The sequence below is a fragment of the Duganella rhizosphaerae genome, assembly GCF_040364205.1.
Lineage (GTDB): Bacteria > Pseudomonadota > Gammaproteobacteria > Burkholderiales > Burkholderiaceae_D > Rugamonas > Rugamonas rhizosphaerae.
In genome coordinates this window covers 161954-174860 of the sequence record NZ_BPWK01000006.1, presented here as the reverse complement: position 1 = coordinate 174860, position 12907 = coordinate 161954, and the positions used below count along the sequence as shown (strand labels likewise).

Below are 12907 nucleotides of genomic sequence, written 5' to 3'. Positions count from 1 at the left end.
TGCAGATAGCACTGGACCCCGGCATACGATTAAAGCATTGGTAATACATTGGAACGAAGCCCGCTGAGATGCGGGCTTTTTTTTATTGCTGATTCATTTCAATATTATTTGAAATATCGAATCGTTTGCGCTAGCATGGGCGCATGGATACTAAACAAGCTCTGGCGGCCCTGTCGTCGCTGGCCCAGGATAGCCGGTTGGCCGTGTTCCGCCTGCTGGTGCAGGTGGGGCCGGATGGCATGGCGGCCAGCAAAATCGCCGAACGGCTGGATATTTCGCCGTCGTCGCTGTCCTTCCATTTGAAGGAGCTGAGCCATGCTGGCATGGTCGGCTCGCGCCAGGATGGCCGTTTCGTCATCTACACGGCCGATGTGGGCGCAATGAACGGCCTGATCGGTTTCCTCACTGAAAACTGCTGCGGCGGCCTGCCCTGCGGCGTCTCTGAATGCTCCCCATGAATGTTCTGTTTCTCTGTACCGGTAATTCCTGCCGCTCGGTGTTGAGCGAAGGTGTCTTCAACCATCTGGCGCCCGAGGGTTGGCGCGCGCTGAGCGCAGGCAGCCAGCCGGCCGGTGCGCTGCATCCGCGCGCGGTGGCGCTGCTCGCCCGCAAGGGAATTTCCACCGAGGGCTATTACAGCAAGTCGTGGAACGATTTGCCGGTCACGCCGGACATCGTCATCACCGTCTGCGGCAGCGCGGCCGGCGAGACTTGCCCTGCCTATCTGGGCCAGGTGCTGCGCGCACACTGGGGCGTGGACGATCCCAGCCATGTGGTCGGCACCGAAGAAGAAATCGAGATGGCGTTCGAGCTCGCTTACCGCATCATCCGCGCGCGCATCGAGGCCTTCCTGGCGTTGCCGCTGGCGCAGCTGGCGGCCGACAAGGCAGCATTCAAGCTGGAGCTGGACCGCATCGGCGTCCTGAGCGTGGCCTGATGCTGATCGCCTTCCTGATTTTCCTGGCGACGCTGACCCTTGTCATCTGGCAGCCGCGCGGCCTGGGAATAGGCTGGAGCGCGGTGGCCGGCGCCTGCGTGGCGCTGCTGGCCGGTGTGATCCATGTCGGCGATATCCCCGTGGTATGGCATATCGTGTGGAACGCCACCGGCACCTTCGTGGCGATCATCATCATCAGCCTGTTGCTGGACAAGGCCGGCTTCTTCGAGTGGGCCGCGCTGCACGTGGCGCGCTGGGGACGCGGCAGCGGCAAGCTGCTGTTTGCGATGTTCGTGCTGCTGGGCGCGGCGGTGTCGGCGCTGTTCGCCAATGACGGCGCGGCGCTGATCCTCACGCCCATCGTCATCGCCATGCTGCGCGAGCTGAAATTCTCGGGCAAGGCCACGCTGGCGTTTGTGATGGCGGCCGGCTTTGTCGCCGATACGGCCAGCTTGCCGCTGGTGGTGTCCAACCTGGTCAACATCGTGTCGGCGGATTATTTCAACGTCAGCTTCGCGCGGTATGCGGCGGTGATGGTGCCGGTGAATTTTGTCGCCGTGGCGGCCACGCTGGCGGTGCTGCTGTGGTTCTTCCGCCGCGATATTCCGGCCGACTACGATCTGGCGCAGGTCAAGCGGCCCGAAGACGCGATCCACGACCGCGCGACCTTCGTGACCGGCTGGTGGGTGCTGGGTTTGTTGTTGATCGGCTTCTTCTGGCTGGAGGATCTGGGCGTGCCGATCAGCGCCACCTCCGCCGTCGGCGCGGCCATGCTGCTGGCGGTCGCGGCGCGCGGCCATCGCATCTCGACGCGCGAGGTGATCGGCAATGCGCCGTGGCAGATCGTGGTGTTCTCGCTGGGCATGTACCTGGTGGTGTACGGCCTGCGCAACGCCGGACTGACCGACTACCTGACGGCCGCGCTCAACGCCTGCGCGCAGCACGGCGTGTGGGGCGCGGCGCTGGGCACTGGCGTCATTACGGCGATCCTGTCGTCGATCATGAACAACTTGCCGACGGTATTGATCGGCGCGCTGTCGATCGATGCCAGCAGTGCGCAGGGCGTGGTGCGCGAGGCCATGGTCTACGCCAACGTCATCGGCAGCGACCTGGGGCCGAAGATCACGCCGATCGGCAGCCTGGCCACGCTGCTGTGGCTGCATGTGTTGGAAAACAAGGGCATCAAGATTTCTTGGGGCTACTACTTCCGCGTCGGCATCTGCCTGACCTTGCCGGTGCTGCTGGTCACGCTGGCGGCGCTCGCTGTGCGCTTGAACTGAGAGGACAATATGGACCTGCCCAACATCAATCCCTCGCTGCTGGAGACGCCCACGCTGGACAAGCTGGCGCCCGTCGGCAACTTCGATCATCCGCCGCGTATCCTGATGCTGTATGGCTCGCTGCGCGAGCGTTCGTTCAGCCGCTTCCTGACCGAAGAGGCGGCGCGTATTTTGGAGCACTTCGGCGCCGAGGTGAAAATCTTCGATCCGACCGAGTTGCCGATGGCGGGCAGCGTGCCGGAGGACCATCCCAAGGTGCAGGAGTTGCGTGCCTTGTCGTTGTGGTCCGAAGGCCAGGTGTGGTGCAGCCCGGAGCGGCACGGCGCCATCACGGCGGTGATGAAAAACCAGATCGACTGGATACCGCTGGAGCAAGGCGCGCTGCGGCCCAGCCAGGGACGCACGCTGGCCGTGATGCAGGTGTGCGGCGGATCGCAGTCGTTCAACGTGGTCAACACGATGCGGCTGCTGGGGCGCTGGATGCGCATGTTCACAATCCCCAACCAGTCGTCGGTGCCGATGGCCTACAAGGAATTCGACGACGCCGGCCGCATGCGTCCTTCAGGCTACTATGAGCGGGTAGTGGATGTGATGGAGGAGCTGTTCAAGATGACCTTGCTCCTGCGCGGCCGCACCGATTACCTGACCGACCGCTACAGCGAACGCAACGAGCGCTCAATGAAGGCGATCAATCGACAACTGGGGAAAATTTAATTGGACTTACATGTGCTGCCAGTCGAACTGGAAAAAGCCTACCGCTTGTTGAACCACGGCCCGACGGTGCTGGTATCGGCCACGCACGGCGGCGTGACGGATGTGATGGCGGCGGCCTGGTCGTGCGCGCTGGATTTCATGCCGCCGAAGATCACGGTGGTGTTGGACAAATCGACCAGCACGCGCGGGCTGGTTGAGAAGAGCGGCTATTTTGCGATCCAGGTGCCGAACATGGCGCAGATCGATCTGACCTACGCGGTCGGCAGCATGAGCCTGGCCGATATGCCGGACAAGCTGGCCAAATGCGGTGTGGAGCTGTTCCATGCCGAAGGTCACGAAACGCCGCTGGTGGTGGGCTGCTCGGGTTGGCTGATCTGCAAGCTGGTGCCCGAGCCGCACAACCAGCAGACCTACGACCTGTTCATCGGCGAAGTGGTCGCAGCGTATGCCGATACTCATGTGTTCCGCAACGGCCACTGGGAATTCGAATCCGCCGGCCCGGCCTGGCGCAGCCTGCACTACATCGCCGGCGGTACTTTCTACGCCATTGGCGAAAAACTTGTTGTGAAGGCGGCGGGTAACGCCGACTGAGTATGGATTCCCGCTTTCGCGGGAATGACGAGTTAGCAGCGAGTCCGTCATTCCCGCGAAGGCGGGAATCCATAGAACGTAATATCTGCGCCAGATCATCTCAAGACCAATTGAGTCGAGAGACTATTTTTTCTCACTCATCGAGTTGAGAAAATCATGGGCAAAGAAAGCTATGTCTACATCCTCGCCAGCAACCGTTACGGCACGTTATATGTCGGCGTGACTTCAAATCTGATCCAGCGTGTCTGGCAACATCGTGAAGGTATCGCAGAAGGCTTTACCAAGGAATATGCCGTCAAGCGCCTGGTCTGGTACGAGCAGCATGCAGAGATCCTGGCCGCGATTACACGCGAGAAGCAGATCAAGAAATGGCGCCGCGATTGGAAGATCGGGTTGATACAAAAATCTAATCCAATGTGGCGCGATTTGTTCGAGGACTTCACTGGGTGAAAGAAAGACGCGTTAAACCTTGTCGTTCCCGCGCAGTTGTACAAGCCACTCAAACTGACCACTACGCTACTGAACGCTGACCGGGTTATTAGGGTTCCTTCTTACGTCTACGTACTTGTAGAAAGTGGAAATGTGAATTTGAAGAGCTTCTGCAATTTCTTTGACCGAGCGACCCTGGTGCGCATACATGTCTTGTGCGGCCTTAATTTTTTCCGCAGATAGCGCTGGACGTCCTCGCCCGTTGGCTGTCGGAGTGATCTTGACTCGGTTTCTAATTGCTCGTTTCGCCTTGGCTGCTTGCAGTCGACGCTGCCACTCTTCAGCAGGGAGAGTCCTTTCCAGTTCCATTATGCGTTCGATTACTCGGCGTACGCCCAAAGACAAATTCCCCTCTCCGACCTCCACGAAGTATTCGTACTGCGCCTTGGTGAGACGCACAGAGTACGAGCGCATCGCTTCTTCCCCATACGGAGCAACATGGCGTTTCGATTTAGGTTTCTCTTCAGCCATCCGAAATTTTCTTTTTATTCCGATGATTTTGTTCCACGATAACCGGACGATACTTTCTGCATGCCGTCATCCAGAGCAACAGTTTATCGCGGTTGCAAAGACAGATGGTCCTGTTGACGTAACAATAGCGCTTTTCGGCGGCGCTGGCCGAAGTCTATAAAAGGAATGATCATGTGGGAAATTGCTGCAATTGTCTTGAAAAAACCGCGTCGCCTATTGGCCGCTATTCGTCGCTATCCGATGGAGTCCTGCTTGTTAATGTGGTTTGTCTTGGTCATCATGATAATCTGGCGTCTGCCTTTATCGCGATGAGCCATCTGAGTGTGCGGTACTGTTCGTGCGCGCTGGAACGGCACGGACATGCCCAAGACATAGTTTTCGGGTGGCTACCTCTTGAGCGGTGGCGTGGCCATCTAATAGTGTTCTTTCCACGCAGGTGGGAATCCATACTGAGCCTGTTACTGAGGCGTTCTATGGATTCCCGCCTGCGCGGGAATGACGGAGCGGGCGTTGTCTTACAGCGCGCGGGCGATCAGCAGTTTCTGGATGTCGCTGGTGCCTTCGTAGATCTGGCAGACCCGTACGTCGCGGTAGATGCGCTCCACCGGGAAGTCGGACACGTAGCCGTAACCGCCGTGCACCTGGATGGCGTCGGAGCAGACCTTCTCCGCCATCTCGGACGCGAACAGCTTGGCCATCGCCGCTTCCTTCAGACACGGCAGGCCCGCATCCTTCATCGACGCCGCGTGGCGGATCAGCTGGCGCGCCGCTTCGATCTGCGTCGCCATGTCCGATAAACGGAACTGCACCGCCTGGTGCTCGAAGATCGGCTTGCCGAAGCTTTCACGATCCCTTGCATACGCCAGCGCCGCTTCATACGCGGCGCGCGCCATGCCCACCGCCTGCGAGGCGATGCCGATGCGGCCGCCCTCCAGGCCGGACAAGGCGATCTTGTAGCCCTGGCCTTCCTCGCCGATGAGGTTCTCCGCCGGGATGCGGCAGTTCTCGAACAAGATCTGCGCCGTATCCGACGAGTGCTGGCCCATCTTCTGCTCCAGCCCGGCCACGATGTAGCCCGGCGCCGAGGTCGGCACCCAGAACGCGCTGATGCCCTTCTTGCCAGCCGCCTTGTCGGTCACCGCCATGACGATCGCGACGTCCGCGTACTTGCCGCTGGTGATGAACTGCTTGACGCCGTTGATCGCGTACTCGTCGCCATCGCGCGTGGCGGTGGTGCGCAGCGCGGCGGCGTCGCTGCCGGTGTGCGGCTCGGTCAGGCAGAAGGCGCCCAGCATCTCGCCCTGCGCCAGCGGACGCAGCCACTGTTCTTTCTGCTTGTCGTTGGCGTACATCATCGCGATGCTGCACACCGGACAGTTGTTGACCGAGATGATGGTGGACGTGCCGCCATCGCCTGCCGCGATCTCTTCCAATACCAGCGCGAGCGACACGTAGTCCATGCCGGCGCCGCCCAGCGCCTCCGGCACCGCGACGCCGAACGCGCCCAGCGCGGCCAGCTCCTTCAGCTCCTCTTTCGGGAAGTGATGCTCCTTGTCCCAGCGGGCGGCGTTGGGCGCCAGGCGCTCCCGCGCAAACGTGCGCAGGGCGTCGCGTATCATTTCGTGTTCTTCGCTCAGTATCATATTGTCTCGTTTTATTGTTAACCCGCAAACCGTCGCAAGGGTCTGACCCCGTACGGGGTCAGACCCCGGTTGGCTGTGCGGGGTTTACCAGCCGATTTCCGCGCCGTCGTAGTTGCGATAGACGGCGACTTCGGATGCGGGCAACCCGCTTATCGTTGCGCGTATGCCTGCCGCGCTCTCCTCCACCGGCAGATCGGCGTCGCCGCCTCCCATGTCCGTACGCACCCAGCCAGGATGCAGGGCGACACAGGTGGCGCCCTGCTTGCCGAAGCTCAGCGCCGTATCGATCAGCACCGAATTGAGCGCCGCCTTGCTGGCGCGGTACAGCGAGCCGGTCGGATTGCCGCGCTCGCTGAGCGAACCCATCTTCGACGACAGCACCGCCAGCTTGCCGCGCACCGCGCACACGATCGGCGCGAGGATGGGCAGCAGCCGCATCGCCGCCAGCACGTTGGTGTGCATCACCGTGTCGAAGTCCGTTTGCAGCGGGAAGCCGTCGTGGCGCGGGCCGTACACGCCGGCGTTGAGGATGGCCACGTTGAGCTCCTCGCCGTCCAGCTTCCAGCCCAGCCCCGCAACGGCTTCGACGTTGGTCACGTCCAGCCCGTGGGCCTCGGCGCCCATCGCGGCCAGCGCATCGATGTCTTCCGCCTTGCGCGCGGTGGCGATCACGCGCCAGCCGTCGGCCAGGTACTGGCGCACCAGTTCCAGGCCGATGCCGCGCGAGGCGCCGATGATCAGTGCCGTCGCCATCCGCTTAGGCCAGTTCGATGGCCATGGCGGTCGCTTCGCCGCCGCCGATGCACAGCGCCGCCACGCCCTTCTTGCCGCCGGTGCGTTTCAGCGCGCCGATCAGGGTGACGATGATGCGCGCGCCGGAGGCGCCGATCGGATGGCCCAGCGCGCAGGCGCCGCCGTGGATGTTGACCTTGTCGTGCGGGATGTCGAGGTCGCGCATGGCGGCCATCGGCACGGCGGCAAACGCTTCGTTGATCTCGAACAGGTCGACGTCCTTGGTGCCCCAGCCGATTTTCTTGTACAGCTTTTCAACCGCGCCGATCGGTGCGGTGGTGAACAGGTTGGGCTCCTGCGCGAAGGTGGCGTGGCCGTGGATCTTGGCGATCACGGTCAGGCCCAGTTTCTTGGCGGTCGATTCGCGCATCATCACCAGCGCGGCGGCGCCGTCGTTGATCGACGACGACGAGGCGGCGGTGATGGTGCCGTCTTTCTTGAAAGCGGCGCGCAGGGTCGGGATCTTTTCAACCTTGGCCTTGAGCGGGCCTTCATCCTTGTCGATGACGGTGTCGCCGGCGCGGCTGGTCACGGTGACCGGCGCGATTTCCCACTTGAACCAGCCTTCGTTGGTGGCGACTTGCGCGCGCTTGACCGATTCGATGGCGAAGTTGTCCTGCGCTTCGCGGGTGAATTCGTACTTGGCCGAGCACTCTTCGGCGAAGGTGCCCATCGAGCGGCCTTCGCCGGTTTTTTCGTTGCGCGAGTAGGCGTCTTCCAGGCCGTCGTACATCATGTGGTCGAACAGCATGCCGTGGCCGATGCGGTAGCCGCCGCGCGCCTTCGGCACCAGGTAGGGTGCGTTGGTCATCGATTCCATGCCGCCGGCGATTACCACGTCGGCGCTGCCGGCGACCAACTGGTCGTGCGCGAAGATCGCGGCCTGCATGGCCGAGCCGCACATCTTGGACAAGGTGACGGCGCCGGTCGAGGTCGGCAGGCCGGCTTTCAACAGCGCCTGGCGTGCTGGCGCCTGGCCCTGGCCCGCCATCAGGCAGTTGCCGAAGTAGACGTGCTCGACCAGCTTGCCATCGATGCCGGAGCGCTCGACGGCGGCCTGGATCGCGACGGCGCCCAGGTCATGCGCGACCTTGCTGGAGAAGTCGCCCTGGAAGGCGCCCATGGGGGTGCGAGCTGCACCGACGATTACGATAGGATCATTCATTTTCTAGAGTCTCCATAAATGGCGGCTGGATGGCCGCCGGTGGGGTGGTGTGTTGATTGCAAAAACGGATGTGCTGCGGATACGGGAACACGTCTTCCACATGGCCTTCAAGGATGCGCTGCTTGCGCGCCTGCCACCAGGCTTGCGTCAACAGGTCACTGTGGTGCTTCATAAAATATTTGCGGATCTTGGCGTTCCCCAGCAGGAACCTGCCGAACTGCTCGGGGAAGACGTCGTACTTGCCGATCGGGTACCACGGTTCGGAGGCCATTTCCTCTTCTTCCGTGCGCGCTTCCGGGATCACGCGGAAATTGCAGTCGGTGATGTATTCGATTTCATCGTAATCGTAAAACACCACGCGCTGGTGGCGCGTGACGCCGAAGTTCTTATATAGCATATCGCCGGGGAAGATGTTGGCCGCCACCAGTTCCTTGATGGCGTTGCCGTACTCGAGCACGCCGTGCTCGATCTGCAGCTCGTCGTTGTCGTTGTCGGCGTTGGTCAGCCACATGTTCAGCGGCACCATGCGGCGCTCGATGTACAGGTGTTTGATGACCAGCTGATCGCCTTCCTCTTCCAGCAGCGACGGCACGAAATGCTTGAGCTCGGCGATCAGCTCTTCGCTGAAGCGGTGGCGCGGGAAGGCGACGTTGGAATATTCCAGCGTGTCGGCCATGCGGCCGACGCGGTCGTGGTGTTTCACCAGCAGGTATTTTTCCTTGATCAACGCGCGCGTGGTTTCCTTGGGCGCCGGGAAGAAGTCCTTGATGACCTTGAACACATACGGGAACGACGGCAGCGCGAACACCAGCATCACCAGGCCGCGGATGCCGGGCGCGATGTCGAACAGGTCGGACGAATGCTTCAGGTGTTGCAGGTAGTCGCGGTAGAACAGCGTCTTGCCCTGCTTTTGCAGGCCGAGGATGGTGTAGATCTCGCTGCGCGGCTTGCGCGGCAGCAGCGTGCGCAGGAACTGCACGTAGGCCGACGGCACTTCCATGTCGACCAGGAAGTAGGCGCGCGTGAACGAGAACAGGATCGTGATCTGTTCCTGGTCGAACAGCACGGTGTCGAGTATCAGTTCGCCGTGCTTGTTGTGCAGGATGGGCACGACGAAGGGGTATTCCTTGTTGCCGTTGATGCCCTTGCCGACGATGTAGGCGCCCTTGTTGCGGAAGAACAGGCTCGACAGCACATGGATCTGGTGGTTGGGTTCCAGCTTGATGCCGCCGAACAGCGTGCGCAGCCGGGCTTCGATCTGCGCCACGTCGCGCGTCAGGTTGGCGAACCTGGTGGCCAGCTGGAAGTTGGTGATGATGCGCTTGAGCGTGTAGTGCAGGCCGTCGGTGCCGGGGTAGTAGACGCGGTAGGTCGGCGCGATTTCCTCGGTTTCGATGTACTCGGTGGAGACCACCGGGCGCACGAAGATGAATTCGTTGTGGAAGTAGCGGCGGTGCAGGATGTTGCAGCAGACCGAGTTGAAGAAGGTCTCGGCCAGCTCCGGCTGCTTGTGGTCGGACAGCATGCCGATGTAGTGCAGCTTGAGTTCGCGCCACACCTCGTCGGTCAGCTCGGCCGGATCGTACTCGTCTTCCAGCATCTGCACGCATTCCTGCACGCGGCGGTCGTAGAAGTCGATGCGCTCGCGCGCGGCCTGCTGCGCGGTGCGCCAGGCGCCCTGCTCGAAGTGCTGCTTGGCCTGCTGGCTGGTGAGCCGGAACAAGCGGTAGTGCTTGTCGAAACCGTCGCGGATGGTGCGGGCGATGTCGAACGCGATCTGCGAGCGCAGCAGTTTGGGGAAAGCAGCCTGGATCATGGGTCAGCCCTGGTGTGCGTTAGCTGGCTATCAGCGGAATACTGCCGCCGGGCCAGCCCACGCACACGCGATGCTTACTTGGTTTCCGCGAACAGTTCGCGGCCGATCAGCATGCGGCGGATTTCGCTGGTGCCGGCGCCAATTTCATACAATTTGGCGTCGCGCCACAGGCGGCCGACCGGATACTCGTTGATGTAGCCGTTGCCGCCCAGCGTCTGGATCGCCTCGCCGGCCATCCAGGTCGCTTTTTCTGCGCTATACAAAATGGCTCCCGCTGCATCCTTGCGCAACTGGCGGACCGCTTCCGGGGTTTTGGCCCGGTCGCAGGCCTGACCGACGGCGTACACATATGCCTTGCACGCCATCATGGTCGAGTACATGTCCGCAATCTTACCCTGCATCAGCTGGAATTCGCCGATCGGCTGGCCGAATTGCTTGCGGTCGTGGATGTAGGGCACCACCGCGTCCATGCAAGCTTGCATGATGCCCAGCGGGCCGCCGGACAGCACGGTGCGCTCGAAGTCCAGGCCGGACATCAGCACGTTGACGCCCTTGCCCAGGCCGCCCAGCACGTTCTCGGCCGGCACTTCGCAGTTGTCGAACACCAGCTCGCCGGTGTGCGAGCCGCGCATGCCCAGCTTGTCGAGCTTCTGGGCCACGGAGAAGCCCTTGAAGTCTTTCTCGATCAGGAAGGCGGTCATGCCTTTCGGGCCGGCTTCCAGGTCGCTCTTGGCGTAGACCACCAGCACGTCGGCGTCGGGGCCGTTGGTGATCCACATCTTGGTGCCGTTGAGCACCCAGCGGTCGCCCTTGAAGTCGGCGCGCAGCTTCATGCTGACCACGTCGGAACCGGCGTTCGGCTCGGACATCGCCAAGGCGCCCACGTGTTCGCCGGAGATCAGCTTCGGCAGGTATTTTTGTTTTTGCTCTTCGGTGCCGTTGCGCTTGATCTGGTTGACGCACAGATTCGAGTGGGCGCCGTACGACAGGCCGACCGAGGCCGAGGCGCGCGAGATTTCTTCCATCGCGACGATGTGGGCCAGGTAGCCCATGTTGGCGCCGCCGTATTCTTCGCCGACGGTGATGCCGAGCACGCCCAGGTCGCCCATCTTGCGCCACAGATCCATCGGGAACTGGTCGCTGCGGTCGATTTCAGCGGCGCGCGGCGCGATTTCGGCGGCGGCGAACTGTTGCACGGCTTCGCGCAGGGCGGCGATGTCTTCGCCGTGGTCAAAGGTCAGGCCTGGGAGATGGAGCATGTCGTCCTCATTCTTGTGTTTTGTTGGAAGCGTCAATAATACGCCGGTGTGACGTTAACGTAAACGTAAAGCAGTGGTGACGGTGGGCCGCCACGCAATATTGTTATTTTTGTCAGATGGTGGCCGGCCGGGGTTCGCCGATGGCGGCCAGCAGGCGCCTGCATTCGTCCTCGTGGGCGGTGATCTCGGCCAGCGACATTTCGATGTCCTCGCGCTGCTGTTCCAGCGTTTCGCGGTGTTGCGCCAGCACGCCCAGAAAGCGGTTCATCTGGGCGCTGGTGTCCTTCGGCGATTCGTACATGTCGACCAGGCTCTTGATCTCCGACAGCGACAGCCCCAGGCGCTTGCCGCGCAGGGTCAGCTTGAGGCGGGTGCGGTCGCGCGGCGTGTAGACCCGGTTGCGGCCGCCCGCGCCTTCGCGGGACGGGCTCAGCAGGCCCTGGTCTTCGTAAAAGCGGATGGCGCGCGCCGTGATGTCGAATTCACGGGCCAGTTCGGTGATGGTGTAAGTGGTGGGCATCTCTGGGTTTGCGGTAAAGTCGTACAATTTCCGTTTACGTCAACGTCAAGCACATTGTAGCGCGCCTGACATCTTGAAAGAAAAAAAATGAATCCGCTCGAATCGCAACTGGACTACCCGCTGGGCGACACCATCCCCGCCACCGGCGCCGTGCACGAGATCGTCCCCGGCCTGCGCTGGCTGCGCATGCCGCTGCCGTTTGCGCTGGATCATATCAACCTGTGGCTGCTGCGCGACGGCGACGGCTGGAGCGTGGTCGACAGTGGTGTCGCGGGGGACGCCACCCGCGCCGCCTGGGAAACCATCTTCGACACCGGCCTGGACGGCCTGCCGGTGCGCCGCGTGTTTGCCACCCATTGCCATCCCGACCATATCGGCCTGGCCGACTGGCTGTGCCGCCGCTGGGATGCGCCGCTGTGGACCACCACCGGCGAATACGCCTTCGCGCGCATGATGTCGGCCGCCCTGCCGGGCGTGGACGGTTCGGCGGCGCTGCCGCATTTCCAGCGCCACGGCCTGCGCGACCCGGACATGCTGGAAAAAATGGCAAGCCGGAAAAACTACTATCCGACCCTGGTGCCGTCGGTGCCGGCCGCCTACACCCGCATCCAGGATGGACAGTTGGTTGTTATTGGCGATTATGGCTGGCGGGTGATCACCGGCTTCGGCCATGCCCCCGAGCATGCTTCGCTGTATTGCGAGGCACTCAAGGTGCTGATCGCCGGCGATATGGTGCTGCCGCGCATCTCCACCAATGTGTCGGTTTTCGCGGTGGAACCGGAGGCCAACTCGCTGACGCTGTATCTTGACTCGTTGGACAAGTTTGTTGACTTGCCGAATGATGTATTGGTACTGCCCTCACACGGCAAACCGTTCCGGGGGCTGCATACCCGCATCGCCCAGTTGCGCCAGCACCACGTCGAGCGGTTGGCCGAAGTGGTCGACGCCTGCCGCGACTGGCAGTCGGCGGCCGACATCGTGCCGATGATGTTCAAACGGCCGCTAGACGCCCACCAGCTTAGCTTTGCGCTGGGCGAGGCGCTGGCGCATCTGCACAAATTGTGGCACGACGGTATCGTGCGCCGTGAAACAGGGGCGGACGGCATCATACGTTTCCGCGTCGCGTAGCGTTGAAAGTGTGGCCGTAAACTAGTAGTGGTGTTATTGTAATAACTTCACTATTTCCGCTATAAACGGCTCCAAGACTTCGGTCCGTTTGGCAGCGGTAAA

General features: G+C 61.9%; 14 protein-coding genes. 7 read left to right on the top strand and 7 right to left on the bottom strand.

Annotated features, from left to right (window positions below; translation table 11 throughout):
• The first annotated feature begins 143 nt into the window (after positions 1 to 143).
• The 6 genes from RUGAMON1_RS14930 to RUGAMON1_RS14905 all read left to right on the top strand — a co-directional run bounded on the left by RUGAMON1_RS14930 (position 144) and on the right by RUGAMON1_RS14905 (position 3972).
• Positions 144 to 458 (top strand): ArsR/SmtB family transcription factor, encoded by a 315-nt coding sequence (locus tag RUGAMON1_RS14930; protein WP_332853842.1) that lies wholly within the window; start codon positions 144 to 146, stop codon positions 456 to 458.
• Positions 455 to 937, top strand: coding sequence for an arsenate reductase ArsC (locus RUGAMON1_RS14925; RefSeq protein ID WP_445231244.1), 483 nt, complete (start codon positions 455 to 457; stop codon positions 935 to 937). The genes RUGAMON1_RS14930 and RUGAMON1_RS14925 overlap by 4 nt, the downstream gene beginning before the upstream one ends.
• Positions 937 to 2217 (top strand): arsenic transporter, encoded by a 1281-nt coding sequence (locus tag RUGAMON1_RS14920; protein WP_445231243.1) that lies wholly within the window; start codon positions 937 to 939, stop codon positions 2215 to 2217. Before RUGAMON1_RS14925 ends, RUGAMON1_RS14920 begins: the two co-directional genes overlap by 1 nt.
• A 9-nt stretch (positions 2218 to 2226) precedes the next feature.
• Entirely contained in the window at positions 2227 to 2931 is a 705-nt protein-coding gene (gene arsH / locus RUGAMON1_RS14915; RefSeq protein WP_445231242.1) for an arsenical resistance protein ArsH, read from the top strand.
• Positions 2932 to 3522 (top strand): flavin reductase family protein, encoded by a 591-nt coding sequence (locus RUGAMON1_RS14910; protein WP_445231241.1) that lies wholly within the window; start codon positions 2932 to 2934, stop codon positions 3520 to 3522.
• A gap of 156 nt (positions 3523 to 3678) precedes the next feature.
• On the top strand, positions 3679 to 3972 hold the full coding sequence (locus tag RUGAMON1_RS14905) for a GIY-YIG nuclease family protein (protein ID WP_445231240.1): 294 nt from the start codon (positions 3679 to 3681) through the stop codon (positions 3970 to 3972).
• A gap of 66 nt (positions 3973 to 4038) precedes the next feature.
• Here RUGAMON1_RS14905 and RUGAMON1_RS14900 read toward each other — a convergent pair whose 3' ends face one another.
• From RUGAMON1_RS14900 to RUGAMON1_RS14870, 7 genes are all read right to left on the bottom strand, one after another.
• A complete protein-coding gene (locus tag RUGAMON1_RS14900) occupies positions 4039 to 4482 on the bottom strand; it encodes a hypothetical protein (protein ID WP_445231239.1) in 444 nt (147 codons plus the stop codon).
• A 515-nt stretch (positions 4483 to 4997) separates the two neighbouring features.
• Positions 4998 to 6125: an acyl-CoA dehydrogenase family protein gene (locus RUGAMON1_RS14895; protein WP_445231238.1), complete on the bottom strand. Its 1128-nt coding sequence runs from the start codon at positions 6123 to 6125 to the stop codon at positions 4998 to 5000.
• Between the two features lie 84 nt (positions 6126 to 6209).
• A complete protein-coding gene (locus RUGAMON1_RS14890; RefSeq protein WP_445231237.1) occupies positions 6210 to 6878 on the bottom strand; it encodes an SDR family oxidoreductase in 669 nt (222 codons plus the stop codon).
• 4 nt (positions 6879 to 6882) lie between these two features.
• Entirely contained in the window at positions 6883 to 8082 is a 1200-nt protein-coding gene (locus RUGAMON1_RS14885) for an acetyl-CoA C-acyltransferase (protein ID WP_332853847.1), read from the bottom strand.
• Positions 8075 to 9898, bottom strand: a complete 1824-nt coding sequence (gene aceK / locus RUGAMON1_RS14880) for a bifunctional isocitrate dehydrogenase kinase/phosphatase (protein ID WP_445231236.1) — start codon at positions 9896 to 9898, stop codon at positions 8075 to 8077. Before aceK ends, RUGAMON1_RS14885 begins: the two co-directional genes overlap by 8 nt.
• 74 nt (positions 9899 to 9972) lie before the next feature.
• Positions 9973 to 11157: an isovaleryl-CoA dehydrogenase gene (locus RUGAMON1_RS14875; RefSeq protein WP_116991384.1), complete on the bottom strand. Its 1185-nt coding sequence runs from the start codon at positions 11155 to 11157 to the stop codon at positions 9973 to 9975.
• A gap of 112 nt (positions 11158 to 11269) precedes the next feature.
• Positions 11270 to 11677 carry a MerR family transcriptional regulator gene (locus RUGAMON1_RS14870; protein ID WP_445231235.1) on the bottom strand — a complete coding sequence of 136 codons (408 nt, stop codon included), beginning with the start codon at positions 11675 to 11677 and terminating at the stop codon, positions 11270 to 11272.
• Between the two features lie 87 nt (positions 11678 to 11764).
• On the opposite strand from RUGAMON1_RS14870, the gene RUGAMON1_RS14865 reads away from it, so the two are divergent.
• The gene (locus tag RUGAMON1_RS14865) at positions 11765 to 12805 is read left to right on the top strand and encodes an MBL fold metallo-hydrolase (RefSeq protein ID WP_445231234.1); all 1041 of its coding nucleotides are present in this window, start codon (positions 11765 to 11767) and stop codon (positions 12803 to 12805) included.
• Positions 12806 to 12907: the final 102 nt, after the last annotated feature.

What these genes read in the sequence shown, in the direction of transcription:
- RUGAMON1_RS14875 (WP_116991384.1), bottom strand. Translation starts at nt 11,157, where the DNA reads ATGCTCCATCTCCCAGGCCTGACCTTTGACCACGGCGAAGACATCGCC.
- RUGAMON1_RS14870 (WP_445231235.1), bottom strand. Translation starts at nt 11,677, where the DNA reads ATGCCCACCACTTACACCATCACCGAACTGGCCCGTGAATTCGACATC.
- RUGAMON1_RS14885 (WP_332853847.1), bottom strand. Translation starts at nt 8,082, where the DNA reads ATGAATGATCCTATCGTAATCGTCGGTGCAGCTCGCACCCCCATGGGC.
- RUGAMON1_RS14920 (WP_445231243.1), top strand. Translation starts at nt 937, where the DNA reads ATGCTGATCGCCTTCCTGATTTTCCTGGCGACGCTGACCCTTGTCATC.
- arsH (WP_445231242.1), top strand. Translation starts at nt 2,227, where the DNA reads ATGGACCTGCCCAACATCAATCCCTCGCTGCTGGAGACGCCCACGCTG.
- RUGAMON1_RS14905 (WP_445231240.1), top strand. Translation starts at nt 3,679, where the DNA reads ATGGGCAAAGAAAGCTATGTCTACATCCTCGCCAGCAACCGTTACGGC.
- RUGAMON1_RS14925 (WP_445231244.1), top strand. Translation starts at nt 455, where the DNA reads ATGAATGTTCTGTTTCTCTGTACCGGTAATTCCTGCCGCTCGGTGTTG.
- RUGAMON1_RS14930 (WP_332853842.1), top strand. Translation starts at nt 144, where the DNA reads ATGGATACTAAACAAGCTCTGGCGGCCCTGTCGTCGCTGGCCCAGGAT.
- RUGAMON1_RS14895 (WP_445231238.1), bottom strand. Translation starts at nt 6,125, where the DNA reads ATGATACTGAGCGAAGAACACGAAATGATACGCGACGCCCTGCGCACG.
- RUGAMON1_RS14890 (WP_445231237.1), bottom strand. Translation starts at nt 6,878, where the DNA reads ATGGCGACGGCACTGATCATCGGCGCCTCGCGCGGCATCGGCCTGGAA.
- RUGAMON1_RS14900 (WP_445231239.1), bottom strand. Translation starts at nt 4,482, where the DNA reads ATGGCTGAAGAGAAACCTAAATCGAAACGCCATGTTGCTCCGTATGGG.
- RUGAMON1_RS14865 (WP_445231234.1), top strand. Translation starts at nt 11,765, where the DNA reads ATGAATCCGCTCGAATCGCAACTGGACTACCCGCTGGGCGACACCATC.
- aceK (WP_445231236.1), bottom strand. Translation starts at nt 9,898, where the DNA reads ATGATCCAGGCTGCTTTCCCCAAACTGCTGCGCTCGCAGATCGCGTTC.